Source organism: Xanthomonas cassavae CFBP 4642 (genome assembly GCF_000454545.1).
Taxonomy (GTDB): Bacteria; Pseudomonadota; Gammaproteobacteria; order Xanthomonadales; family Xanthomonadaceae; genus Xanthomonas; species Xanthomonas cassavae.
In genome coordinates, this window is sequence record NZ_CM002139.1 from 2,816,313 (window position 1) to 2,836,599 (window position 20,287).

Genomic DNA, 20,287 nt, shown 5'->3' on the forward strand with positions numbered 1-20,287 from the left:
GCCATTGATGGGACACCGTAGGGTGTACGGTGGTGTCGTACCGGAAGTTGCCTCCATGCAAAGAGCCATCGCCATGCCAAGAGCCATCGCCATCGCATGAACGTCGTCGCCCGCTGGTTCCACCAACTCGCCTCGCCTCCGATCTTCGACCGTTTCACCGCACGCTGGGCCCTCTGGTGCTACGCGCTGGGTGCGCTGTTGCTGGGCGCGGGGATCTGGCAGGCCCTGTTCGCTGTACCGGCCGATTACCAGCAGGGCGACAGCTTCCGCATTCTGTACATCCACGTGCCGAGCGCGTGGATGAGCCTGTTCGTGTTCGGGCTGATGGCGGTATACGCGGCGATCGCGCTGATCTGGCGCATCAAGATCTGCGAGATCCTGGCGATGGCCTGCGCGCCGATCGGCGCGGCATTCACCGTGATCACCCTGCTGACCGGCAGCATCTGGGGCAAGCCGATGTGGGGCGCCTGGTGGGACTGGGACCCGCGCCTGACCACCGAGCTGATCCTGCTGTTCCTGTATCTGGGCGTGATCGGGCTGTACCACGCCATCGACGACCGCCGGCAGGCGGCGCGCGCGGCCGGCTTGCTGGCAATCGTGGGCGTGGTGCTGTTGCCGGTGATCCGCTACTCGGTGGTGTGGTGGAATTCGCTGCACCAGGGCCAGAGCATCCGCCTGTTTGGACCATCGACCATCGATGCCAGCATGTTGCTGCCGTTGTGGCTGATGGTGATCGGCACCAAGTTCTGGTTCGCCGGGTCGCTGCTCACCCGCGCGCGCGCCGACAACCTGCGCCGCGAGGCCGGCAAGGCCTGGATCGTGCGCGAGCCGCAGGACACTGCCGCATGAGCTATCTGCCGTATGTCATCGCCGCCTACGCCGTATTCGTGCTGGTACTGCTGTGGGACCTGATCGCCGGCCGTTGGCAGGTGCGTCGCGCATTGAAGACCGCCCAGGCGCGCCGCCTGCGCGAGCGCAAGCGCAACCTGCCCAGCGATGCGGAGCTGACCCGGTGAACCGGCAACGGCGCCGTCGCCTGTGGCTGGTGCTCGCCTTGGTGCTGGCCGGCGGGCTGGCGACCACGTTGGTGGCGATGGCCTTGCAGCGCAACGTGGCGTACCTGTACACGCCGTCGGAGGTGCTGCGCGGAGATGCCGGCGAGCATGCGCGCTTCCGGCTCGGCGGCATGGTGGAAAAAGGCTCGTTCAAACGCGCCTCCGGGTCGCTGGAAGCGCAGTTCCGCGTCACCGATGGCGATGCGCAGCTGCCGGTGCGCTACGACCGCATCCTGCCCGACCTGTTCCGCGAAGGTCAGGCCGTGGTCGCGACCGGTCGCATGCAGCAGGGCGTATTCGTGGCCGACGACGTGCTGGCCAAGCACGATGAAACCTACATGCCCAAGGAAGTAGCCGACAAGATGGGCAGTGCGCATCGCAAGCATCAGGTGGAGGGGCAGCAGTGAGGGAGAGGCATGTCGGGCCCCGGGGACCGGGACCCGGGATTCTGGAACAGCTCGATGCCGTCAGCGGAGGATTGAGCGCGTCCGTCTTCTGCACCCGTTGCGGTTGCGGTTTCGGGCCCCGGGGCCCGGGCCCCGGGGCCCGGGAAAAGCCAAGGGCCGTCGGCGGAGGCTTGATTGCGCCAGTCGTCTGCACCCGCCCCCCCCGGGGCGCCGCTGTTGCGGGTCCCGGGTCCCGGATCCCGGGTCCCCGGTCCCGGCTTTCCCATGCTTCCTGAACTCGGCACCGTCCTGTTGGTCCTGGCCTTGCTTGTCGCGCTGGTGCAGGCCGCCTTGCCGCTGGCCGGCGCACAACGCGGGCATGCCAGCTGGATGGCGGTGGCGCGGCCGGCGGCGCTGGTGCAGCTGGGCCTGATTGCCAGCGCGTTCGCGTTGCTGACGCACGCGTTCCTGGTGCAGGACTTTTCGGTGCGCTATGTGGCCGAAAACTCCAATAGCCTGCTGCCGGTGATCTACCGCTACTCGGCGGTCTGGGGCGCGCACGAGGGCTCGCTGTTGCTGTGGACGCTGGTGTTGGCGCTGTGGACCGGCGCGGTGGCGCTGTGGTCGCGGCAATTGCCGGCGCAGGTGGTGGCGCGCGTGCTCGGGGTGATGGCGCTGATCAGCGTGGGCTTTCTGGCGTTCCTGCTGTTCACCTCCAATCCGTTTGCGCGCCTGCTACCGGTGCCGCCCGAAGGCGCCGACCTCAATCCCTTGCTGCAGGACCCGGGCCTGATCATCCACCCGCCGATGTTGTACTGCGGCTATGTCGGCTTTGCAGTGCCGTTCGCCTTCGCCATCGCCGCGCTGCTGGAGGGGCGGATGGACGCGCGCTGGCTGCGCTGGACCCGGCCCTGGACCAACGTGGCCTGGGCCATGCTCAGCGTCGGCATCGCGCTGGGCAGTTGGTGGGCGTACTACGAACTGGGCTGGGGCGGCTGGTGGTTCTGGGACCCGGTGGAAAACGCCAGCTTCATGCCATGGCTGGTCGGCACTGCCCTGCTGCATTCGCAGGCAGTCACCGAAAAGCGCGGCATCTTCGCGAGCTGGACACTGTTGCTGGCGATCGCCGCTTTCGCGTTGTCGCTGCTGGGCACCTTCCTGGTGCGCTCGGGCGTGCTGACCAGCGTGCATTCGTTCGCCGCCGATCCGTCGCGCGGCGTGTTCATCCTGGTGTTCCTGCTGGCGGTGGTGGGCGGCGCGTTGCTGCTGTACGCGATCCGCGCGCCGCGCCTGACGCCTGGCGACGACCCGCGCCGCGCGTTTGCCGGCAGCTCGCGCGAAACGCTGTTGCTGCTCAACAACCTGCTGCTGACCTGCGCCTGCGCGATGGTGCTGCTGGGCACGCTGTACCCACTGGTGGCCGATGCGCTGGGACTGGGCAAGCTGTCGGTGGGCCCGCCGTACTTCGGCACCTTGTTCGTAGTGCTGATGGCACCACTGGTAGCGTTGCTGCCGTTCGGCCCACTCACGCGCTGGCAGCGCGAGCAGGCCTCGCGGCCGCTGGCGCTGCTGGCGCCGTGGGCCGGCCTGGCGCTGGCCGCCGGCATGCTGGCCTGGTTCATGGCACCGCAGGGGCAGCTGAAGGCAGCCATCGGCGTCACCGGCGCGGCGTGGGTGCTGTTCGGCACACTGCGCTTCCTGTGGACGCGCCGTGCCGCCAAGGGCCGGCGTTTCACCGCCGAGATGCTGGGCATGGTGCTGGCGCACCTGGGAGTGGCGGTGTTCCTGGCCGGCGCCCTGCTGGTGGAATCGCTGAGCCTGCAGCGTGAAGTGGCGCTGGCACCCGGCCAGCAAGTGCAGATCGGGCGGTATGCCCTGCACTTCGAGACTCTGGAAGAGTTGCGCGGGCCGAACTACCTGTCCGACCGCGCCAACCTGCAGGTGTTCAAGGACGATGCGCCGATCGGCAGGCTGCATGCCGAAAAACGCCGCTACGCCAGTGGCGGGCAAACCCTGACCGAGGCGGCGATCCGCCCTGGTCCGTTTGACGACCTGTATGTCGCCCTTGGCGAACCGCTGGGCAATCAGGCCTGGGCGGTGCGCGTCCACCTCAAACCGTTCGTGCGCTGGATCTGGCTGGGGGCGCTGCTAATGGCGCTCGGCGGCCTGGTGACTGCGGCCGACCGGCGTTTTCGTCGTTCTCCGGAGATCCAAGATGGTTGAGTCACGTTCGCCCCGCCTGCCCACTGCGGTTCTGGTGGGCGCCATCGTGCTGCTGCTCGCGCTGGCCGCACTGCTGGTGTATGCGGTGGTGCGCTCCGGCCAAGGCGATCGCGATGCCCTGCCCTCGGCATTGATCGGCAAGCCGGCGCCGGACTTCGCGCTGCCGTTGCTGCACGACCCCAGCATCGTGGTGCACGCGCGTGAGCTGCGCGGCGCGCCCTACATCATCAATGTGTGGGGCAGCTGGTGCCCGGCCTGCCGCGAAGAACACCCGGTGCTGAGCAAGTTTGCGCTGACCAAGCGGGTGCGCGTGATCGGCTACAACTGGAAGGACGAGCGTGCCCACGCCCTGCGCTGGCTTGAGCAATTGGGCAACCCCTACCTGCTGGTGGTGGCCGACATCGACGGCCGTACCGCCATCGACTTCGGCATTGCGGCGGCGCCGGAAACCTTTCTGGTCGACGGGCGCGGCGTGGTGCGCTGGAAGTACAGCGGCATGCTCACCCAGGCCATCATCGACACCCAGTTGATTCCGGCACTGAGCGCGATCGAACGCTCGCCCACCGCCGCCCCGGACCTGCACGCCAAACCATGAGCCGCGCCTGGCTGCTGACGCTGCTGCTGTTGCCCTGGCTGGCGCTGGCCCAGCCGGTCGGCGACCCGGCGCCGCTGCGCTATGCCTCGGCCGAGGAAGAGGCGCGTTTCCACGCGCTGACCGCCGAGCTGCGCTGCGTGCAATGCCAGAACCAGTCGCTGGCCGACTCCAATGCGCAGATTGCGCAGGATCTGCGCCGCGAGGTGCTGGCGCTGATGCAGCAGGGCCGCAGCGATGCGCAGATCCGCCAGTTCCTGGTCGCGCGCTATGGCGAATTCGTGCTGTACCGGCCGCAGGTGGAATCGCGCACCTGGCTGCTGTGGTTCGGCCCGCTGCTGGTCCTGCTGCTGGGCGGCACGGCGGTGGTCATGCTGGTACGCCGGCGCAGCGCCGCCGCGCCGGCCCTGCCGCCCGACGAGCAGGAGTGGTGATGGTCGGTTTCGTGATTGCAGTGGTGGCGCTCGCATTGCTTGCCTTCGGCGTGGCGTTGCGGCCCCTGTGGCGGCAGGCGCGCGGGCTGGCCGCCAGCGTTGTCGCGTTGTTGCTGGCCGCCAGTGCAGCGCTGTACTGGCTGGTGGGCACGCCCGGTGCGATCGAGCTGGCCGCCAACCGCCCGGACGCACCACGCACGCTGGACGAGGCCATCGTGCAGCTGCGCGCCGCGCTGGCGCGCAATCCCGACCAGGCCGAAGGCTGGGTGCTGCTGGGGCGCTCGTTGTCCAGCCAGCAGAAATTCGCCGACGCACGCGACGCCTTCGCGCGCGCGGTGGCGCTGCGACCGGATGAACCGGACGTGCTGGTGACGGCCGCGCAGGTGCGCATGCTTGCCGACGACAGCGGCCGCCCGGATCCGCAGGCGATGCGCCTGCTCGAGCATGCGCTCAGCGTGCAGCCGGACCACCAGCGCGCACGCTGGTTTCTGGGCGTGGTGCAGCGCCAGGCCGGCCAGCCGGCCAAGGCCAGCGCCACCTGGGAGCCATTGCTGCAGGTGGTCGACGCCAGCACCCGCCCTGGCCTGCTCGAGCAGATCAACGCCGCACGCCGGGAAGCCGGGCTGGCCGTGTTGCCGGCAGCGGTCGAGAGCGGCGCCGATGCGGCAGCAGGCAAACGCATCAGCGTGCGGATCGCGCTGGATGCGGAATTCGCCAAACGCACCGCGCTGCCCGGCGACACCAGCGTGTTCGTGATCGCCCGATCAGCCGACACTCCGATGCCGGTGGCGGTGGAAAAACACGCCCTCAGCGAATTGCCGCTGACCGTCACCCTGGACGACGGCGACAGCCCGATGCCTACCCGCGCCCTGTCATCATTGGACAACGTGCAGGTGCTGGCGCGGCTGTCGCGCAGCGGCAACGCGATGCGCCAGGCCGACGATGTGGAAAGCCTGCCGATCACCGTGCAACTGCCGACCAACGCCCCCGTGGAGCTGGTGATCGGACGCTGATCGCCGCTGTGACTGCGTGCGTCAACCAGACCACCACACTGCACAACGTGGTTTCACTTGCGCTACGAAAGCACAGCCAACCGCTCCTCCGATGCCCGATTCCCAACTCCCACCCTCATGACCGAATTCATCCCTACCGGCAGCCTGTTCCACGCCCTGCCCTCGCCGTTTCCGATGAAGCGCGGCGGCGCCCTGCACCAGGCGCGCATCGCCTATGAAACCTGGGGCACGCTGGCCGCCGATCGCAGCAATGCGCTGCTGATCGTCACCGGGCTGTCGCCCAATGCGCATGCCGCCGCCAACCAGGCCAATCCCGAGCCGGGCTGGTGGGAAGCGATGCTGGGGCCAGGCAAGCCGATCGATACCGAACGCTGGTTCGTGGTCTGCGTCAATTCGTTGGGCAGCTGCAAGGGCTCGACCGGCCCGGCGTCGATCGACCCTGCCACCGGCACGCGGTATCGCCTGGGTTTCCCGGACCTGTCGATCGAAGATGTGGCCGATGCCGCAGCCGACGTGGTGCGCGCGTTAGGCATCCAACAACTGGCCTGCCTGATCGGCAACTCGATGGGCGGCATGACCGCACTGGCCTTGTTATTGCGCCACCCCGGCATCGCGCGCAGCCATATCAATATCTCAGGCAGTGCGCAGGCGCTGCCGTTCTCGATCGCGATCCGCTCGCTGCAGCGCGAAGCCATCCGCCTGGACCCGTACTGGAACGGCGGCCATTACGACGACACGCGTTACCCGGAATCGGGCATGCGCATGGCGCGCAAGCTCGGCGTGATCACCTACCGCTCGGCACTGGAATGGGATGGCCGCTTCGGCCGCGTGCGGCTGGATTCCGAACAGGCCGCCGACGATCCGTTCGGCCTGGAATTCCAGGTCGAAAGTTATCTGGAAGGCCATGCGCGCCGCTTCGTGCGCTTCTTCGATCCCAACTGCTATCTGTATCTGAGCCGCTCGATGGACTGGTTCGATCTGGCCGAGTATGTCGACAACAGCCCAGCCATCGACGCGCGTATCGATGGCACGCAAACCGACGACATGGCTGTCGCCGCCAGGCCGGATACAGGCATGTCGACCGACGCCAGGGTGCTGGCCGGCCTGGCGCAGATCCGTATCGCTCGCGCCTTGGCGATCGGCGCCAACACCGACATCCTGTTCCCGGTACAGCAACAGGAACAGATCGCCGATGGCCTGCGCGTCGGCGGCGCCGAGGCACACTTCATCGGCCTGGATTCGCCACAGGGCCACGATGCCTTCCTGGTCGATTTCGCGCGGTTCGGGCCGGCGGTGCGCGACTTTCTGGACGCCTGCTGATTGCCAGGTCCGCATCCCGATCGAAATCGCGCTGCTCTCAGACCATCAGCGACGTGGTTGCTGGGTCCAGATCCCGATCGAGGCCGACCGCCCGTGGTGTGCTACCGCGCCGGCTCTTGTCCGGCCTGTTTGCCATCGGAGTGCTCGGCCTGGTGCTGACAGAGCGCCTGCCGGCGGCGATTGCGCTCTGGTACGCGGCCACCAGCATTGCAGCGCTGATCGCCTATCGGCTGGACAAGACCGCCGCCACACGCGGTCAGCGCCGCACCCCGGAAGCCACCCTGCATGCCATCGCATTGCTCGGCGGCTGGCCCGGTGCGCTGCTGGCGCAATCGCTGTTCCGGCACAAGACCGTCAAGACCTCGTTCCAGATCGCGTTCTGGATCAGCGCGCTCGCAAACGCCGCGGTCCTCGCCTGGGCGGTGTATCTGGCGCGCTGAAGCGCGCCATGCCTGCGCTTATGAGGGGCGAACAAAACGCCTGCGCAGCCGCGGTGCAGGCGCGGCCGCTGCTCGCTGCGGCATGTCCCACGCGTCCAACCGGGTTCTGAGCGCGCCATCCACGCCCAGCTGACGATTGCGCGCTTCGTTCTGTTGGCCGCTCCAGGACCCAGCCATGGCAAGGCCGCTCACTCCAGCGGCTGCAGCGTTCCTTCACGCATGCGGTAATGCCGGTGCACCACACCGGCAGGCACGCTGTCGTGGGTGATCATCACCAGGCTGCGCTCGCCGAGCGCGGCGGCCAGATCCAGCAGCAAGGCATGGGCGGTATCCACATCCAGCCCGTCGGTGGGTTCGTCCAGCAGCAGGATGGGCGCATCGCGCAGCAAGGCGCGCGCCAGCGCCAGACGGCGCGCCTGGCCGGCAGACAGCGTGGCACCGTTCTCGCCAACCCAGGTCTCCAGCCCGTTCTGCGCGCTGGCCCAGTCGCGTAGACGCACCTGGTCGAGCACCGCCCACAGCGCAGCGTCGCTGGCGGCGGCGTCGCCGATCAGCAGGTTCTCGCGCACGCTGCCGGCAAACACCGGCGCATGCTGCGGCAACCAGGCAATGCGCTGATGCCAGTGCGCCTGCGCACACCATTGCAGATCGATACCCGCGTAGCTGACCTGCCCGGCCTGCGGATCCCACAACCGCAGCAGCAGCGCCGACAAGGTGCTCTTGCCGCTGCCGCTGTCGCCGCTGATGGCGATGCGCTCGCCGGCTGCCAGGCACAGGTCGACGCTGCGCAGCACCGGACGCACGCTACCGGGCCAGGCGAAGCACACCTGTTGCAACTGCAGCGTGCCCGTGCGCGGCACCGCGACGGGCTGCACCGGGTCGCTGACCAAGGGCGCCTGATCGACGATGGCCTGCAGCCGCCCGGCCGCCACGCGCGCGCTCTGCAGTGCCTGCAAGGCCAACCCGGCGCCGGCCGACACTTCCAGCAGGGCCATGGTGAGAAACACCAGCGCGGCCGCCAGTTCGGCGGTGATCGCTCCCTGCTCGGCGGCGCGCAGTGCCAGCCACAGCATGCCGGCCACCCCGATGCCGCCGCAGAGCGCATGCAGCAGGTTGCCGGTGATCAAGCGCCGGCGCTGCAGGCGATCGCCGTCCATCAGCGCCGCAGCGGCCGCATCGACCTGCTGCAGCCAGGCGTCCTGGGCGTGGACCGCAGCCAGATCCGCCGCACCTTCCAGACCCTCGAATGCCCGCGTCCGCAGCTGCGTGCGCAGCTGCGCGCGCCGCCGTTCGCGCTGTGCGCCGCCGCGTGCCACCTGCCACGGCACCAGCCCGCCGATCGCCACACCCAGCGCCAGCAACACCAGGGCCGCGGGTGGATGGATCAACGCGGCGGCAACCACGCCGGCCACCCAGATGCCCAGCAGTGCCGCCAGCGGCGCCAGCGCACGCACGCTCACGCCGTCGACCTCGCCGATGTCGGACATCAGCCGCGCCAGCAGATCGCCGGTCCGCGTGGCCGACAGGCGCCCCGGTGCCAGCGGCAAGGCGCGGCGGAAGAACCACACGCGCAGATCGCGGGCGATGCGCAAGGTGGCATCGTGGCCGATCAGTTTCTCGCCGTAGCGCGACACGATGCGCGCGAACGTCAGTGCGCGGATACCGGCCGAGGGCGAAAAGAAATTGAAACCGGCCCCCATCCCGACCACGCCGGCCAGGGCCGCGGCGGTCAGGAATCCACCGGACAGCGCGAGCAGGCCCACGCCGGCCAGCAGGGTGACCAGCACCAGCAGTGCCGACAGCCCCAGACGCCAGGCGTGCCGGGCGAACACATCGCGCAGACGGTCGTGGTGCGCAGCGCTCATGGCGACTCCACCGTGACGCTTGCTCCACGCAGGTCGATCACCGTATCGGCCCAGGCCATCACCGCCGCGCTATGCGTGGCCAGCACCACTGCACGGCCGCGCGCGAACACACCCAGCGTGTGCAGCAGCGCAGCTTCGGTGTCCGGGTCGAGGAAGGCGGTGGGCTCGTCCAGCAGCAACACCTCTGGCTCGCGCAGCAGCAGCCGCGCCAGCGCGACGCGACGCGCTTCGCCACCGGAGAGCCCGAAGCCGCGCTCGCCGATCACCGTGTGCAGGCCCTCCGGCAGATGCGCGGCAAAGCGCATGACCTGCGCAGCCTCGGCCACGGCATGCAGCCGCGCGTCGCTGGCCTGCGGGTTGGACAGCCGCAGATTGTCGGCAATGCTGCCGTGGAACAGATACGGCCGTTGCGTGGCATAGCCCACTCGCGCGCCGGGGCGCAGCAGCACGCTGCCCGCCTCCGGGGTGAGCCAGCCGGCCAGGCCTTCCAGCAGCGTGCTCTTGCCGCTGCCGCTGGCGCCGATCACCGCCACCCGTTGCCCGGGTTCCAGCACCAGCGAAAACCGCTCGACCACCCTCTGCGGCGCGCCAGGAGGACGCAACGCCAGGTCGCGCGCCTGCAGCAACGGCATCTGCGCCTGCGCCGCCTCGGCCGCAGCAGGCAGCGGCAGTGCGACGGCGATGGCGGCGTTGTCCGCAAACCCTTCCAGCAAGCGCTCGGACTCGGCCACCGCGGCCAGCGCATTGGCACGGTCGTGGTAATGCGCGGCCAGCCGCCGCAATGGCGCGAAGAATTCCGGCGCCAGCAACAGGCAGAACATGCCGGCGCCCAGCGTCGGCAAGCCGTGCAGATCCAGCATGCCCAGATAGCTCAGGCCGAAGTACAGCGCCACGATCGCCACGCTCACCGAGGCGAAGAACTCCAGCACGGTGGACGACAGGAAGGCGATGCGCAGAACTCTCAGCGAGCGCTCGCGCACACCGTCGGCCGCGGCGGCAATGCCGCTCAGTTCGGCCTGGCCGCGGCCATACACGCGCAGCAGTCCCAGGCCCTTGAGGCGGTCGGCGAAATGCCCGCCCATGCGGGCCAGCTCGCGCAATTGCTCGCGGCCGGCCGCCTCGGCGCCCCAGCCCACCAGCATCATGAAGAACGGAATCAGCGGCGCGGTCAGCAGCAGCACCAGGCCCACCACCCAATCGACCGAGAACACCGCGATCAGGATCAGCGGCGGCACCAGCAGCATTTCGGTTCGCGCCAGCTGATAACCGACGAAATAGCCTTCCAGCGCATCGGTGTGCGCCAGGCTCAGTTCGCCCAGCTCGCCGCTGCGTTGCCGGCGCAGCCACACCGGCCCGTGCTGCACCAGGCGGCGGGCGATGCGCGCACGCAGCTCCCGTTTGGCGACATCGGCCACCTCGCCGGTCAACGACTGCGCCCAGGCCGTCAGCAGGGCACGGCCGAGCACCGCCAACAGCAGGCCGGCAGCCACCTCACGCAACTGCAGCAGTGCCAGATGCTGTACCTGCACCGCCTGCAACAACCAGGCGATGGCGGCGGCCTGTGCCAGCAGCAAGACGCCCGACACCGCCACCGCCATGCCGGCCAGGCGGCGCGGGCGAGTGGCCGATGCGGCCAGTGCGTCCAGCCATTGGCCGCGCTGACGGCGCTGGGCGGGCGTTTCGCTGGCGCGTGCGCTGGGCTGACTCACATTGCGTTCCGAAGACTGCTCACTGCGGGCGATTGTAAGTCGCTTCCTTCCCATGTCGGGATGGACAGTGTGCCGCACCGTGTGCGGGCCGCATTGATTTGGATCAACGCGCATGGCGCGGCAAGCGCAGATGATCCGCCCAACTCCTTCATCGACACCCAACCAGGCCCGCCCGCCATGATCGATTCGACAGTTGTTGAACTGTCGCGGCTGCAGTTCGCAGTCACCGCGATGTACCACTTCATCTTCCCGCCGCTGACCATGGGGCTGTCGTTCCTGCTCGGCATCATGGAGAGCGTCTATGTGATGACCGGCAAGGATATCTGGCGGCGCATGACCATGTTCTGGGGCGTGCTGTTCGGCATCAACTTCGCCATGGGCGTGGGCACCGGCATCGTGATGGAATTCGAGTTCGGCATGAACTGGTCGTATTACAGCCATTACGTCGGCGACATCTTCGGCGCGCCGCTGGCGATCGAAGGGCTGATGGCGTTCTTTCTGGAAGCGACCTTCCTGGGCCTGTTCTTTCTGGGCTGGAACCGGCTGAGCAAGGTGCAGCACCTGGCCACCACCTGGCTGGTGGCGCTGGGCAGCAACTTCTCGGCACTGTGGATCCTGATCGCCAACGGCTGGATGCAGAACCCGACCGGCGCGGTGTTCAACCCGGACACCATGCGCATGGAAGTGGTCGATTTCATGGCGGTGCTGTTCAACCCGGTGGCGCAGGCCAAGTTCGTGCACACCGTCAGCGCCGGTTACGTGCTGGGCGCGGTGTTCGTGATGGCGATCAGCGCGTTCTACCTGCTGCGCGGCAAACACCTGGACATGGCGCGCCGCTCGTTCGCGGTGGCCGCAGCCTTCGGCCTGCTGTCGTCGTTGTCGGTGGTGGTGCTGGGCGATGAAAGCGGCTACGCGGCCAACGAACACCAGAAGATGAAACTGGCTGCGATCGAAGCGATGTGGGAAACCGAAGCCGCACCGGCCGACTTCACCGCCTTCGGCATTCCCAACCAGCAGACCCATCGCAACGACTACGCGGTCAAGATTCCCTACCTGATGGGCCTGATCGCCACCCGCTCATTGGATACGCCGATCCCCGGCATCATGGAACTGGTGGAACGCGCCGAGCACCGCATCCGCGGCGGGCAGATCGCCTACGGTGCGCTGCAGCGCATTCGTGCCGACAAGGACGATGCCGACGCGCGCAAGGTGTTCGATGCGCACTGGCAGGACCTGGGCCACGGCCTGCTGCTCAAGCGTTATCGCGACGACATCGGCAACGCCACGCCCGAGCAGATCGCGCAGGCGGCCATGGACACCGTGCCGCGCGTCCTGCCGCTGTTCTGGACCTTTCGCATCATGGCCGCCATCGGCATCTATCTGATCGCCTTTTTCGCGGTGGCGTTCTGGTTCGCCTGCAAGCACAGCTTCCAGGAAAAACGCTGGTTCCTGAGCTTGGCGCTATGGACCTTGACGCTGCCGTGGATCGCGATCGAGTGCGGTTGGTTCGTGGCCGAATACGGCCGCCAGCCATGGGCGGTGGAAGGCGTGCTGCCCACCTTCTATGCAGCGTCGGGGCTGGATCTGTACGGGATCGTGCTGACCCTGGTGGGCTTCACCGCGCTGTACACCACGCTGCTGGTGATCGCAATCAAGCTGTCGCTGAAGACGATCCGCAAGGGCCCGGATGCGCTGTGTCCACCGAGCCAACGCACCCCGTCGCCACACGGCAGCTCGCCCCACGCGTCCTCACCCGACGCCCCACTGAGCACCGGCGCGCTGGCCGGCGGCGCACCGTAAGCCAGGAGAGACAACCATGGATTTCATCTTGCTCGACTACACCACATTGCGCGTGATCTGGTGGCTGTTGCTCGGCGTATTGCTGTCCGGTTACGCGGTGATGGGCGGCTTCGATCTGGGCGTCAGCACGCTGCTGCCGCTGGTTGCCCGCAACGATGCCGAACGCCGGCTGGTGATCAACACCATCGGCCCGGTCTGGGAAGGCAGCCAGGTCTGGCTGATCCTGGGCGGCGGCGCGATCTTCGCCGCATTCCCGCCGTTGTATGCGGTGAGTTTTTCCGGGTTCTATCTGGCGATGTTCCTGATCCTGTTCGCACTGATCCTGCGCCCGGTCGGGTTCAAGTTCCGCGGCAAGCTGGCCGACCAGCGCTGGCGTAGCAACTGGGACTGGGCGTTGTTCGTCGGCGGCTGCATTCCGGCGCTGATCATGGGCGTGGCGGTCGGCAATGTGCTGCTCGGCGTACCGTTCCACTTCGATGCCAGCATGCGCACGTTCTATACCGGCAACCTGTTCGGGCTGCTGACGCCGTTCGCGCTGCTCGCCGGCCTGCTCAGCGTGGCGATGTTGATGGCGCACGGCGCGGCGATGCTGGTACTCAAGACCGACGGACCGGTGGCCGAGCGTGCGGCGCGTTTTGGCAGCATCGCCGCGCTCTGCGCGATGGCGCTGTTTGCCGCCGCCGGTGCATGGGTGGCGCTGGGTCTGCCGGGCTATGCAGTGACCTCGCTCCTGGCCACCGATGCGCCGACCAATCCGCTTGGCAAGACCGCCGCACTCACCGCAGCCGGCGGCTGGCTGCACAACTACAGCAGCATGCCGGCCACATTGATGGCACCGCTGATCGGCCTGGTCGGGCTGGCGATGAATGCGCTGCTATTGCGTGTGCGTCGCGGCGGCCTGGCGTTCATCGCCTCGGGTTGCGCCATCGTCGGCATCGTCTTTACCGTTGGCTTTGCGTTGTTCCCGTTCCTGTTGCCCTCGTCCACCGCACCGAGCGCAAGCCTGACGCTGTGGGATGCCTCCAGCAGCCGCCTGACGCTGTGGATCATGCTGCTGGCGACCACGCTGTTCATGCCGATCGTGCTGGCCTACACAAGCTGGGTCTATCGCGTGCTCAGGGGCAAGGTCACCGCCGACGAACTCTCGGCCAATCCGAACGCCTACTGAGCATGCCCGCCGCGCGTTGCGATGCACAGCCGCATCGCGCTCGCAGCAGGCCTCGACCTCGCACCTGCTTCAACGACTCAAGGAGAACGACAATGTGGTACTTCGCCTGGATCCTCGGCACCGGTCTGGCCGCACTGGCGGCCGTGCTCAACGGCATGTGGTTCGAAGCACGCGAGCCGGAGCGTGGCCAACCGCACCAGTAAAATTATTTTCGCTAGATGCTTGCCGATTCCGCATTCCCTATGTAACATACGCGGCTCCTTCGGGGTGTAGCTCAGTCTGGTAGAGCGCTACGTTCGGGACGTAGAGGTCGCAGGTTCGAATCCTGTCTCCCCGACCAGTTTCAAAACACAAAACCGGCCTCGTGCCGGTTTTGTGTTTTCAGGCGCTGGCGCATGCATGCGCGCAGTGCGGATGGTCTGTCATGTCTGTTGTCATTGCCGCTGCTTCCCCGTCCGCCCGGTTGCGTGGTCGCGGCCTGGTGCTGGCTGCCATTTTGTTGTCCGCCTTCAACTTGCGTACCGCGGTGACGTCGCTGACGCCACTGCTGGAACGCATTGCCAACGAGTACGCATTCGGCGCGCCCACCATGGGTGCGCTCGGCATGTTGCCGACGGCTGCATTCGCACTGACCGGCGTGGCCACGCCGGCCTTGCTGCGCCGCTTCGGCCTGCTGCGCACCGCGCTGCTGTCGATGGCATTGGCCACCGTCGGCCTGGTGCTGCGCCCGCTGCTGCCGGGCACTGCCGGACTGCTGATCGGTTCGCTGGTGGCACTGGCCGGCATGGGCATGGGCAACGTGGTGTTGCCGCCGCTGGTGAAGCGCTATTTCGGCGATCGCGTCGGCGGCATCAGCACGCTCTACATCGCCGTACTGCAGGTCGGCACCCTACTCCCGGCACTGCTGGCGGTACCGGTGGCCGATGCGCTGGGCTGGCGCAGCTCGATGGTGGTGTGGGTGTTGCCGGCACTGCTGGCATTGGCGGCCTGGGCTCTGGTGCACACCAGCCATCGCCGCATCCGCGCGACCGGGCCGGCACCGGTCACGCCCACGCCCACGCCCGAGGCCGAGGGCCGCGTGGCACGCACCGCCCTGGGCTGGAGCATGGCGGTGACCTTCGGCATGACCTCGCTGGTCACCTATTCGATGTTCACCTGGTTGCCGACGCTGCTGCGCGAAGCCGGCGCCTCGCCCGCGTTCGGCGGCACCATGGTGGCGCTGTTTTCGGCATTGGGCATGGTCGGCGCATTGACCATGCCGGCGCTGGCGGTGCGCATGCGCAACCCGTTCCCGATCGTGCTGGTGTGTGCGGCCTGCCATCTGGTCGCGTTCGCGGGGCTGTGGTGGGCGCCGCTGGCGGCGCCGATCCTGTGGGTGACCCTGCTCGGCCTGGGGCCGAGCACGTTCCCGCTGGCATTGGTGCTGGTCAATCAGCGCAGCCGCACCGCAGCCGGCTCGGCGGCCCTGTCCGGGTTCTCGCAGGGCATGGGCTATGCGGTGAGCTGCCTGGGGCCGTTCCTGTTCGGCTGGCTGCATGCGCACCACGGCGGCTGGACCTCGCCGTTCGTGTTTCTGGTGATCTGCATCCTGGTGCAGCTGGCCGCCGCCTGGGTGGCCTGCCGTCCGCAGTTGCTGGAAGACAGCTGGGCGCCGCCGGCACGCGGCGCCCGCGCGGTCAGCGCACCGGCAGACTGATGTAGCTGGGCTGCTCGGGGCTCACATAGACGCGCTGGGTGGCCTTTCGATAATCGCCGGGCTTGGCGAAGAAGATGTTGTCCACGTAGGTCTGCGGATTGCGGTCGTACAGCGGAAACAGGCTGGACTGCACCTGCACCATCACCCGGTGGCCCGGCTGGAAGGTGTGGTTGGCGGTCGGCAGGCCGAACTGGAACGCCAGCGGCTGATTGGACGCCAGCGGCTTGGGCGTGCTGAAACTCTCGCGATAGCGGCCGCGGAAGATCGCCAGCGACACCGGCAGCTCGTAGCCGCCCATCTTGGGACTGGACGCCATCTCGTCCGGATACACGTCGATCAGTTTCACCACCCAGTCGCTGTCGCTGCCGCTGGTGGAGGCCTGCAGATGCACGTCCGGTGCACCGGCGATCTGCAGGGGTTCGGTCAGCGGCTCGGTGACGAAGGTCAGCACGTCCGGGCGGCCGTCGACGAAGCGCTGGTCCTGCACCAGCCAGGTGGTCCACATGCTGCGATCGCCGAAGTCCACCGGGCGCGGCACGAACGGCACCGGCCTGGCCGGGTCGGCCACGTATTCCTCGAAACCCGGCTGGCCTGCCGCCGGCCGCTGGAACGACAGCTTGCCGCCGGCCTGCAGGTACAACGATTTGCTGCTCGACGCACAGCCCTTGGCGCAGCTGCGCGGCCAGGCCTGCAGACGGTCCCAATGATTCTCTCCGGTGTTGTAGATGAACACCGGCGGCGTGCTCGCCCTGGGCGCGCCATCGACCAGGTATTGATCGAAGAACGGGCGCAGCACATCGTGGCGGAACTGGCGCGCAGTATCACCGTCGAAATTCAATGCGCCCAACGCGCTGCCGTCGTAGTTCACCTGGCTATGCCGCCACGGGCCCATCACCAGATAGTTGAGCGTGTTGCCTTTGTCGCGCGGCTCCATCGCCGCGTAGCTGTGGATCGCGCCCCACATGTCTTCCTGGTCCCACAGCCCCTGCAGCCACATCGTGGGCACCTTGAGCGGCGTGCGCGCCATCACCTTGTCCAGCGCCTGCTCCTGCCAGAACGCATCGTAGGCGGCGTGTTCGGTGAGCTTGTGCCACCACGGCAACTGCTCCAGGCCGGCGGCCTTGGCGAAGTCGCCGGCCGAGCCGGCACGCAGGAAGTTGCTGTAGTCGTCATGGCCCTGCCGCGGAATGCCGGCCCCCTTGCCGCGCTTGCTGAGCTGGCCGGTGAAGTAGTCGAAGTTGACCTGGCGGAAGGCGCCGTAATTGAACCAGTCGTCGCCCATCCAGCCATCGATCATCGGGCTTTCCGGCACCGCCACCTTCAACGCCGGATGCGGGTTGGTCAGCGCCATCACCACGGTGAAGCCTTCGTAGGACGAGCCGATCATGCCGACCTTGCCGTTGGATTCGGCAACGTTCTTGACCAGCCAGTCGATGGTGTCCCACGCATCGGTGGCGTGGTCCAGGTCGCTGGGATTGAGCGCGCCACGCAGCGGGCGGGTCATCACGTAGTCGCCCTCGGAACCGTACTTGCCGCGCACGTCCTGAAACACGCGGATGTAGCCGCCTTCCACGAAGACGTCGTCGCCGGGTGGCAGCAGATCCTTCATATGCGGCGAGGCCAGGCGCTCGCTACGGTCACTGGCGTCGTAGGGCGTGCGCGTCAGCACCATCGGTGCATGGCGCGCGCCCTTGGGCAGCACGATCACCGTATGCAGCTTCACGCCATCGCGCATCGGGATCATCACCTCGCGCTTGATGTAGTCGTTGGCGGCATCACCTGCCACGAACGGCTTGCCGGTGATGTCCGGCGTCATCGGCGAAGTTTGCGCCAGCGCGCTGCCGGTCGCAATGGCGGTGGCGAGCAGGCAGGCGGCAAAACGGCGCATCGACGACTCCGGAACGTGCGGGGGCAGTCGTCCACTGTAGGCAGAGCGTGGCCTGCCGGGGGAGTGTCAAAGGTCGTGGTTGCCGGGTAGGTCGTGATTGCCGGGTGGCTGACCTGCGTATCGCCGATCAGTGCCGTATCTGGCCCTGGCCACGCACCACGAAGCGCTCCACGGTTAGCGCTTCAAGGCCCATCGGGCCGTAGGAATGCAGGCGCGTGGTGGAGATGCCGATCTCTGCACCCAGGCCGAGCTCGCCGCCGTCGGAGAAACGCGAGGAGGCGTTGACCATCACCACCGCCGAGCGCAGCGACTGCACGAACTGCTCCGCGTTGGCGGCGTCCTGCGTGGCGATCACCTCGGTGTGGTCCGAGCCGTACTGGCGGATATGCGCCAGCGCGGTGTCCAGATCCGGCACCACCCGGATCGCCAGGATCAGGTCGAGGAATTCGGCGGCATAGTCGTCGTCGCTGGCAGCTGCGACGTCGGGCAACACGGTGCGCGTTGCCGCATCGCCACGCAGCTCCACGTTACGTTCGCGCAGGGCTTGCGCGGCCAGCGGCAGGAAGCGCGCGGCGATATCGGCATGCACCAGTAAGGTCTCCAGCGCATTGCAGGCCGACGGCCGGCTGGCCTTGCCATCGACCAATAGACGCACGGCCAGATCCATGTCCGCCAATGCATCCACGAACAGATGGCACACGCCCTTGTAATGCTTGATCACCGGCACTCGCGCGTGTTCGGCCACGAAGCGGATCAGCCCCTCGCCACCGCGCGGAATCGCCAGATCGACGATATCGCTGAGTTGCAACAGCTCCAGCATGGTCTCGCGGCGCAGATCCTCGACCAGGGTCAACGCCGCTTCCGGCACGCCGGCCTCGCGCAAGGCGCGCTGCAGGGTGCGCGCGATCGCGGTGTTGGAATGGATCGCTTCCGAGCCGCCACGCAGGATCACGCCATTGCCGGCCTTGATGCACAGCGCTGCCGCATCGGCGGTCACATTCGGGCGCGCCTCGTAGATCATCGCGATCACCCCCAGCGGCACCCGCACCTTCTGCACGACGATGCCGTTGGGGCGAACGTCCTCGCGCGTGACCTGCCCGACCGGATCGGGCAGTTGCGCCACCTCGCGCAGCGCGGCGGCGATGCCGGCCAGGCGCCTGTCGTCCAGCGCCAGACGATCCAGCATCGCCGTCCCCACGCTCTTCGCACGCGCCGCCTCCAGATCGCGCGCATTGGCCGCCAGGATCACCGCCGCATCCTGTTCCAGCGCGGCCGCCATCGCCTCCAGCAAGGCCTGCTTGGCAGACGCGGACAGTTGCGACAACACTTGCGCGGCATCACGGCATTGCAGGGCTAGGGTTTTGATGGTCATTGGAGGGCCGGGATTGGGGAGTCGGGAGTCGGGATTGGGGATTGGCAAAAGCGGCAACACCGTTTTATCACCACAGGGAATCAGTCGTCGGGACACGGAGGCAACGTTAGGGAAACGCGGTGCACATGCGTTTGCAAATCCCCAATCCCGACTCCCTAATCCCCGCTACAAAAGCACCAAATCATCGCGATGCACCACATTCTCGCCGTAGCTGTAACCGAGCACGGGCTCGATCTCGCGGGAGTGGCGGCGGGCGATGCGGCGGATATCCACGGCCGAGTACTGGCTGACGCCGCGTGCCAGGCAGCGCTCGCCGGCGGCGTCGCGCAGGTGGATCTCCACCATATCGCCGCGACGGAAATCGCCCTGCGCACCGGCCACGCCGCCCGGCAGCAGCGAGGCGCCCTTGTCGGTGAGCGCGGCGGCGGCACCGGCATCGATCAGGATCGCGCCCGCTTCCACCGGCGCGTGCCGCAGCCAGTACTTGCGGGCGGCAATGCGCGTGCGTGCGGGATGGATACGCGTGCCGTGCAGGCGATCCTGCGCCAGGGCGCGCACCACATCGCCATTGCGACCGTTGAACAGATAGGTCTCGATGCCGGCCGCGCCGGCCTTTGCGGCGGCTTCCAGCTTGGTGCGCATGCCGCCGGTGCCCACGCGGCTGCCGCTGCCGCCGGCCATCGCCAGCACCTCGGCGTTGAGTTCGGCCACCTCGTCGAGCGGCCGCGCCAGCGGACTACTGCGCGGGTCGGCGCTGTACAACCCGTCGATATCGGTGGCGATGAACAAGGCATCGGCATCGACCAGCGCGGCGACGATCGCGGCCAGGTTGTCGTTGTCGCCCAGCTTGAGCTCGTCCACCGACACGGTGTCGTTTTCGTTGATCACCGGCAACGCGCCCAGCCGCAGCAACTCGCCCAGCGTAGCGCGTGCGTTGAGATAGCGGCGGCGGTTACGCAGGTCGTCGTGGGTGAGCAATACCTGCGCCACCGGGCGCTCGAAGAAGCGCTGCCAGAGCGCGATCAACTGTGCCTGCCCGAGCGCGGCCAGCGCCTGGCGCGCGGCGATCGGCGCACCGGCCTCGGCGACCTTGGGCAGGATCGCGCGGCCGGCGGCAACCGCGCCGGACGACACGATCACCAGCTCGCGCCCGGCTGCCAGGTTGGCCGACACGAACTGCGCCAGCCCCAGCGCAAAGCGCGGCGACAGGCCGCCGCCATCGGCGGCGAGCAGGCTGCTGCCGACCTTGAGCACCGCGCGCCGCCATGGCGGCAGTATCTGTTCGACGAACGGAGAGTGAGCCTCAGCAGTCGGCAGGGTCATGAT

Annotated in this window: 18 protein-coding genes, 1 tRNA gene and 1 other RNA gene; 15 read left to right on the plus strand and 5 right to left on the minus strand. The window is 67.8% G+C overall.

The genetic code is table 11. The annotated features are described in order from the left end of the window. Positions 1–96: 96 nt before the first annotated feature. From XCSCFBP4642_RS0112530 to XCSCFBP4642_RS27065, 10 genes are all read left to right on the plus strand, one after another. Positions 97–849, plus strand: a complete 753-nt coding sequence (locus XCSCFBP4642_RS0112530) for a heme ABC transporter permease (RefSeq protein ID WP_029220085.1) — start codon at positions 97–99, stop codon at positions 847–849. Further along, on the plus strand, positions 846–1,016 hold the full coding sequence (locus XCSCFBP4642_RS0112535) for a heme exporter protein CcmD (RefSeq protein WP_029220086.1): 171 nt from the start codon (positions 846–848) through the stop codon (positions 1,014–1,016). Before XCSCFBP4642_RS0112530 ends, XCSCFBP4642_RS0112535 begins: the two co-directional genes overlap by 4 nt. Next, positions 1,013–1,462, plus strand: coding sequence for a cytochrome c maturation protein CcmE (gene ccmE / locus XCSCFBP4642_RS0112540; protein ID WP_029220087.1), 450 nt, complete (start codon positions 1,013–1,015; stop codon positions 1,460–1,462). Before XCSCFBP4642_RS0112535 ends, ccmE begins: the two co-directional genes overlap by 4 nt. A gap of 264 nt (positions 1,463–1,726) precedes the next feature. Continuing rightward, positions 1,727–3,664, plus strand: coding sequence for a heme lyase CcmF/NrfE family subunit (locus XCSCFBP4642_RS0112545; protein WP_029220088.1), 1,938 nt, complete (start codon positions 1,727–1,729; stop codon positions 3,662–3,664). Further along, positions 3,657–4,259, plus strand: a complete 603-nt coding sequence (locus XCSCFBP4642_RS0112550) for a DsbE family thiol:disulfide interchange protein (RefSeq protein WP_029220089.1) — start codon at positions 3,657–3,659, stop codon at positions 4,257–4,259. The genes XCSCFBP4642_RS0112545 and XCSCFBP4642_RS0112550 overlap by 8 nt, the downstream gene beginning before the upstream one ends. Continuing rightward, positions 4,256–4,690, plus strand: coding sequence for a cytochrome c-type biogenesis protein (locus tag XCSCFBP4642_RS0112555; protein WP_029220090.1), 435 nt, complete (start codon positions 4,256–4,258; stop codon positions 4,688–4,690). Before XCSCFBP4642_RS0112550 ends, XCSCFBP4642_RS0112555 begins: the two co-directional genes overlap by 4 nt. Beyond that, complete coding sequence (locus tag XCSCFBP4642_RS0112560; protein ID WP_029220091.1) at positions 4,690–5,703, plus strand: tetratricopeptide repeat protein; 1,014 nt, start codon at positions 4,690–4,692, stop codon at positions 5,701–5,703. The genes XCSCFBP4642_RS0112555 and XCSCFBP4642_RS0112560 overlap by 1 nt, the downstream gene beginning before the upstream one ends. 117 nt (positions 5,704–5,820) lie before the next feature. Beyond that, a complete protein-coding gene (gene metX, locus XCSCFBP4642_RS0112565) occupies positions 5,821–7,023 on the plus strand; it encodes a homoserine O-acetyltransferase MetX (protein WP_029220092.1) in 1,203 nt (400 codons plus the stop codon). 116 nt (positions 7,024–7,139) lie between these two features. Continuing rightward, positions 7,140–7,463 (plus strand): DUF1294 domain-containing protein, encoded by a 324-nt coding sequence (locus XCSCFBP4642_RS0112570; protein WP_228325631.1) that lies wholly within the window; start codon positions 7,140–7,142, stop codon positions 7,461–7,463. Between the two features lie 82 nt (positions 7,464–7,545). Beyond that, a non-coding RNA gene (locus XCSCFBP4642_RS27065) (sX9 sRNA) lies at positions 7,546–7,622 on the plus strand. A 29-nt stretch (positions 7,623–7,651) separates the two neighbouring features. On the opposite strand, the gene cydC is transcribed toward XCSCFBP4642_RS27065, so the two are convergent. Next, complete coding sequence (gene cydC / locus XCSCFBP4642_RS0112575) at positions 7,652–9,328, minus strand: thiol reductant ABC exporter subunit CydC (protein ID WP_029220094.1); 1,677 nt, start codon at positions 9,326–9,328, stop codon at positions 7,652–7,654. Then, positions 9,325–11,037: a thiol reductant ABC exporter subunit CydD gene (gene cydD, locus XCSCFBP4642_RS0112580; protein ID WP_029220095.1), complete on the minus strand. Its 1,713-nt coding sequence runs from the start codon at positions 11,035–11,037 to the stop codon at positions 9,325–9,327. The genes cydC and cydD overlap by 4 nt, the downstream gene beginning before the upstream one ends. A gap of 177 nt (positions 11,038–11,214) precedes the next feature. Here cydD and XCSCFBP4642_RS0112585 point away from each other — a divergent pair, with 177 nt between their 5' ends. The 5 genes from XCSCFBP4642_RS0112585 (at position 11,215) to XCSCFBP4642_RS0112605 (ending at position 15,701) form a co-directional block, all read left to right on the plus strand. Next, positions 11,215–12,837 carry a cytochrome ubiquinol oxidase subunit I gene (locus XCSCFBP4642_RS0112585; RefSeq protein WP_029220096.1) on the plus strand — a complete coding sequence of 541 codons (1,623 nt, stop codon included), beginning with the start codon at positions 11,215–11,217 and terminating at the stop codon, positions 12,835–12,837. Between the two features lie 16 nt (positions 12,838–12,853). Continuing rightward, positions 12,854–14,005, plus strand: a complete 1,152-nt coding sequence (gene cydB, locus XCSCFBP4642_RS0112590) for a cytochrome d ubiquinol oxidase subunit II (protein ID WP_029220097.1) — start codon at positions 12,854–12,856, stop codon at positions 14,003–14,005. A gap of 92 nt (positions 14,006–14,097) precedes the next feature. Further along, positions 14,098–14,208: a cytochrome bd-I oxidase subunit CydX gene (gene cydX, locus XCSCFBP4642_RS0112595; RefSeq protein ID WP_024939993.1), complete on the plus strand. Its 111-nt coding sequence runs from the start codon at positions 14,098–14,100 to the stop codon at positions 14,206–14,208. A 60-nt stretch (positions 14,209–14,268) separates the two neighbouring features. Beyond that, positions 14,269–14,345 (plus strand) — tRNA-Pro (locus XCSCFBP4642_RS0112600). Positions 14,346–14,468: 123 nt separating this feature from the next. Further along, positions 14,469–15,701, plus strand: coding sequence for a CynX/NimT family MFS transporter (locus tag XCSCFBP4642_RS0112605; protein WP_029220098.1), 1,233 nt, complete (start codon positions 14,469–14,471; stop codon positions 15,699–15,701). Here the strand turns inward: XCSCFBP4642_RS0112605 and XCSCFBP4642_RS0112610 are convergent. The 3 genes from XCSCFBP4642_RS0112610 to proB all read right to left on the minus strand — a co-directional run bounded on the left by XCSCFBP4642_RS0112610 (position 15,682) and on the right by proB (position 20,284). Beyond that, positions 15,682–17,589 (minus strand): CocE/NonD family hydrolase, encoded by a 1,908-nt coding sequence (locus XCSCFBP4642_RS0112610; RefSeq protein WP_029220099.1) that lies wholly within the window; start codon positions 17,587–17,589, stop codon positions 15,682–15,684. The genes XCSCFBP4642_RS0112605 and XCSCFBP4642_RS0112610 overlap by 20 nt on opposite strands. Before the next feature lie 127 nt (positions 17,590–17,716). Then, positions 17,717–18,961, minus strand: a complete 1,245-nt coding sequence (locus tag XCSCFBP4642_RS0112615; RefSeq protein ID WP_029220100.1) for a glutamate-5-semialdehyde dehydrogenase — start codon at positions 18,959–18,961, stop codon at positions 17,717–17,719. A gap of 165 nt (positions 18,962–19,126) precedes the next feature. Beyond that, a complete protein-coding gene (gene proB / locus XCSCFBP4642_RS0112620; RefSeq protein ID WP_029220101.1) occupies positions 19,127–20,284 on the minus strand; it encodes a glutamate 5-kinase in 1,158 nt (385 codons plus the stop codon). Between the last annotated feature and the right edge of the window lie 3 nt (positions 20,285–20,287).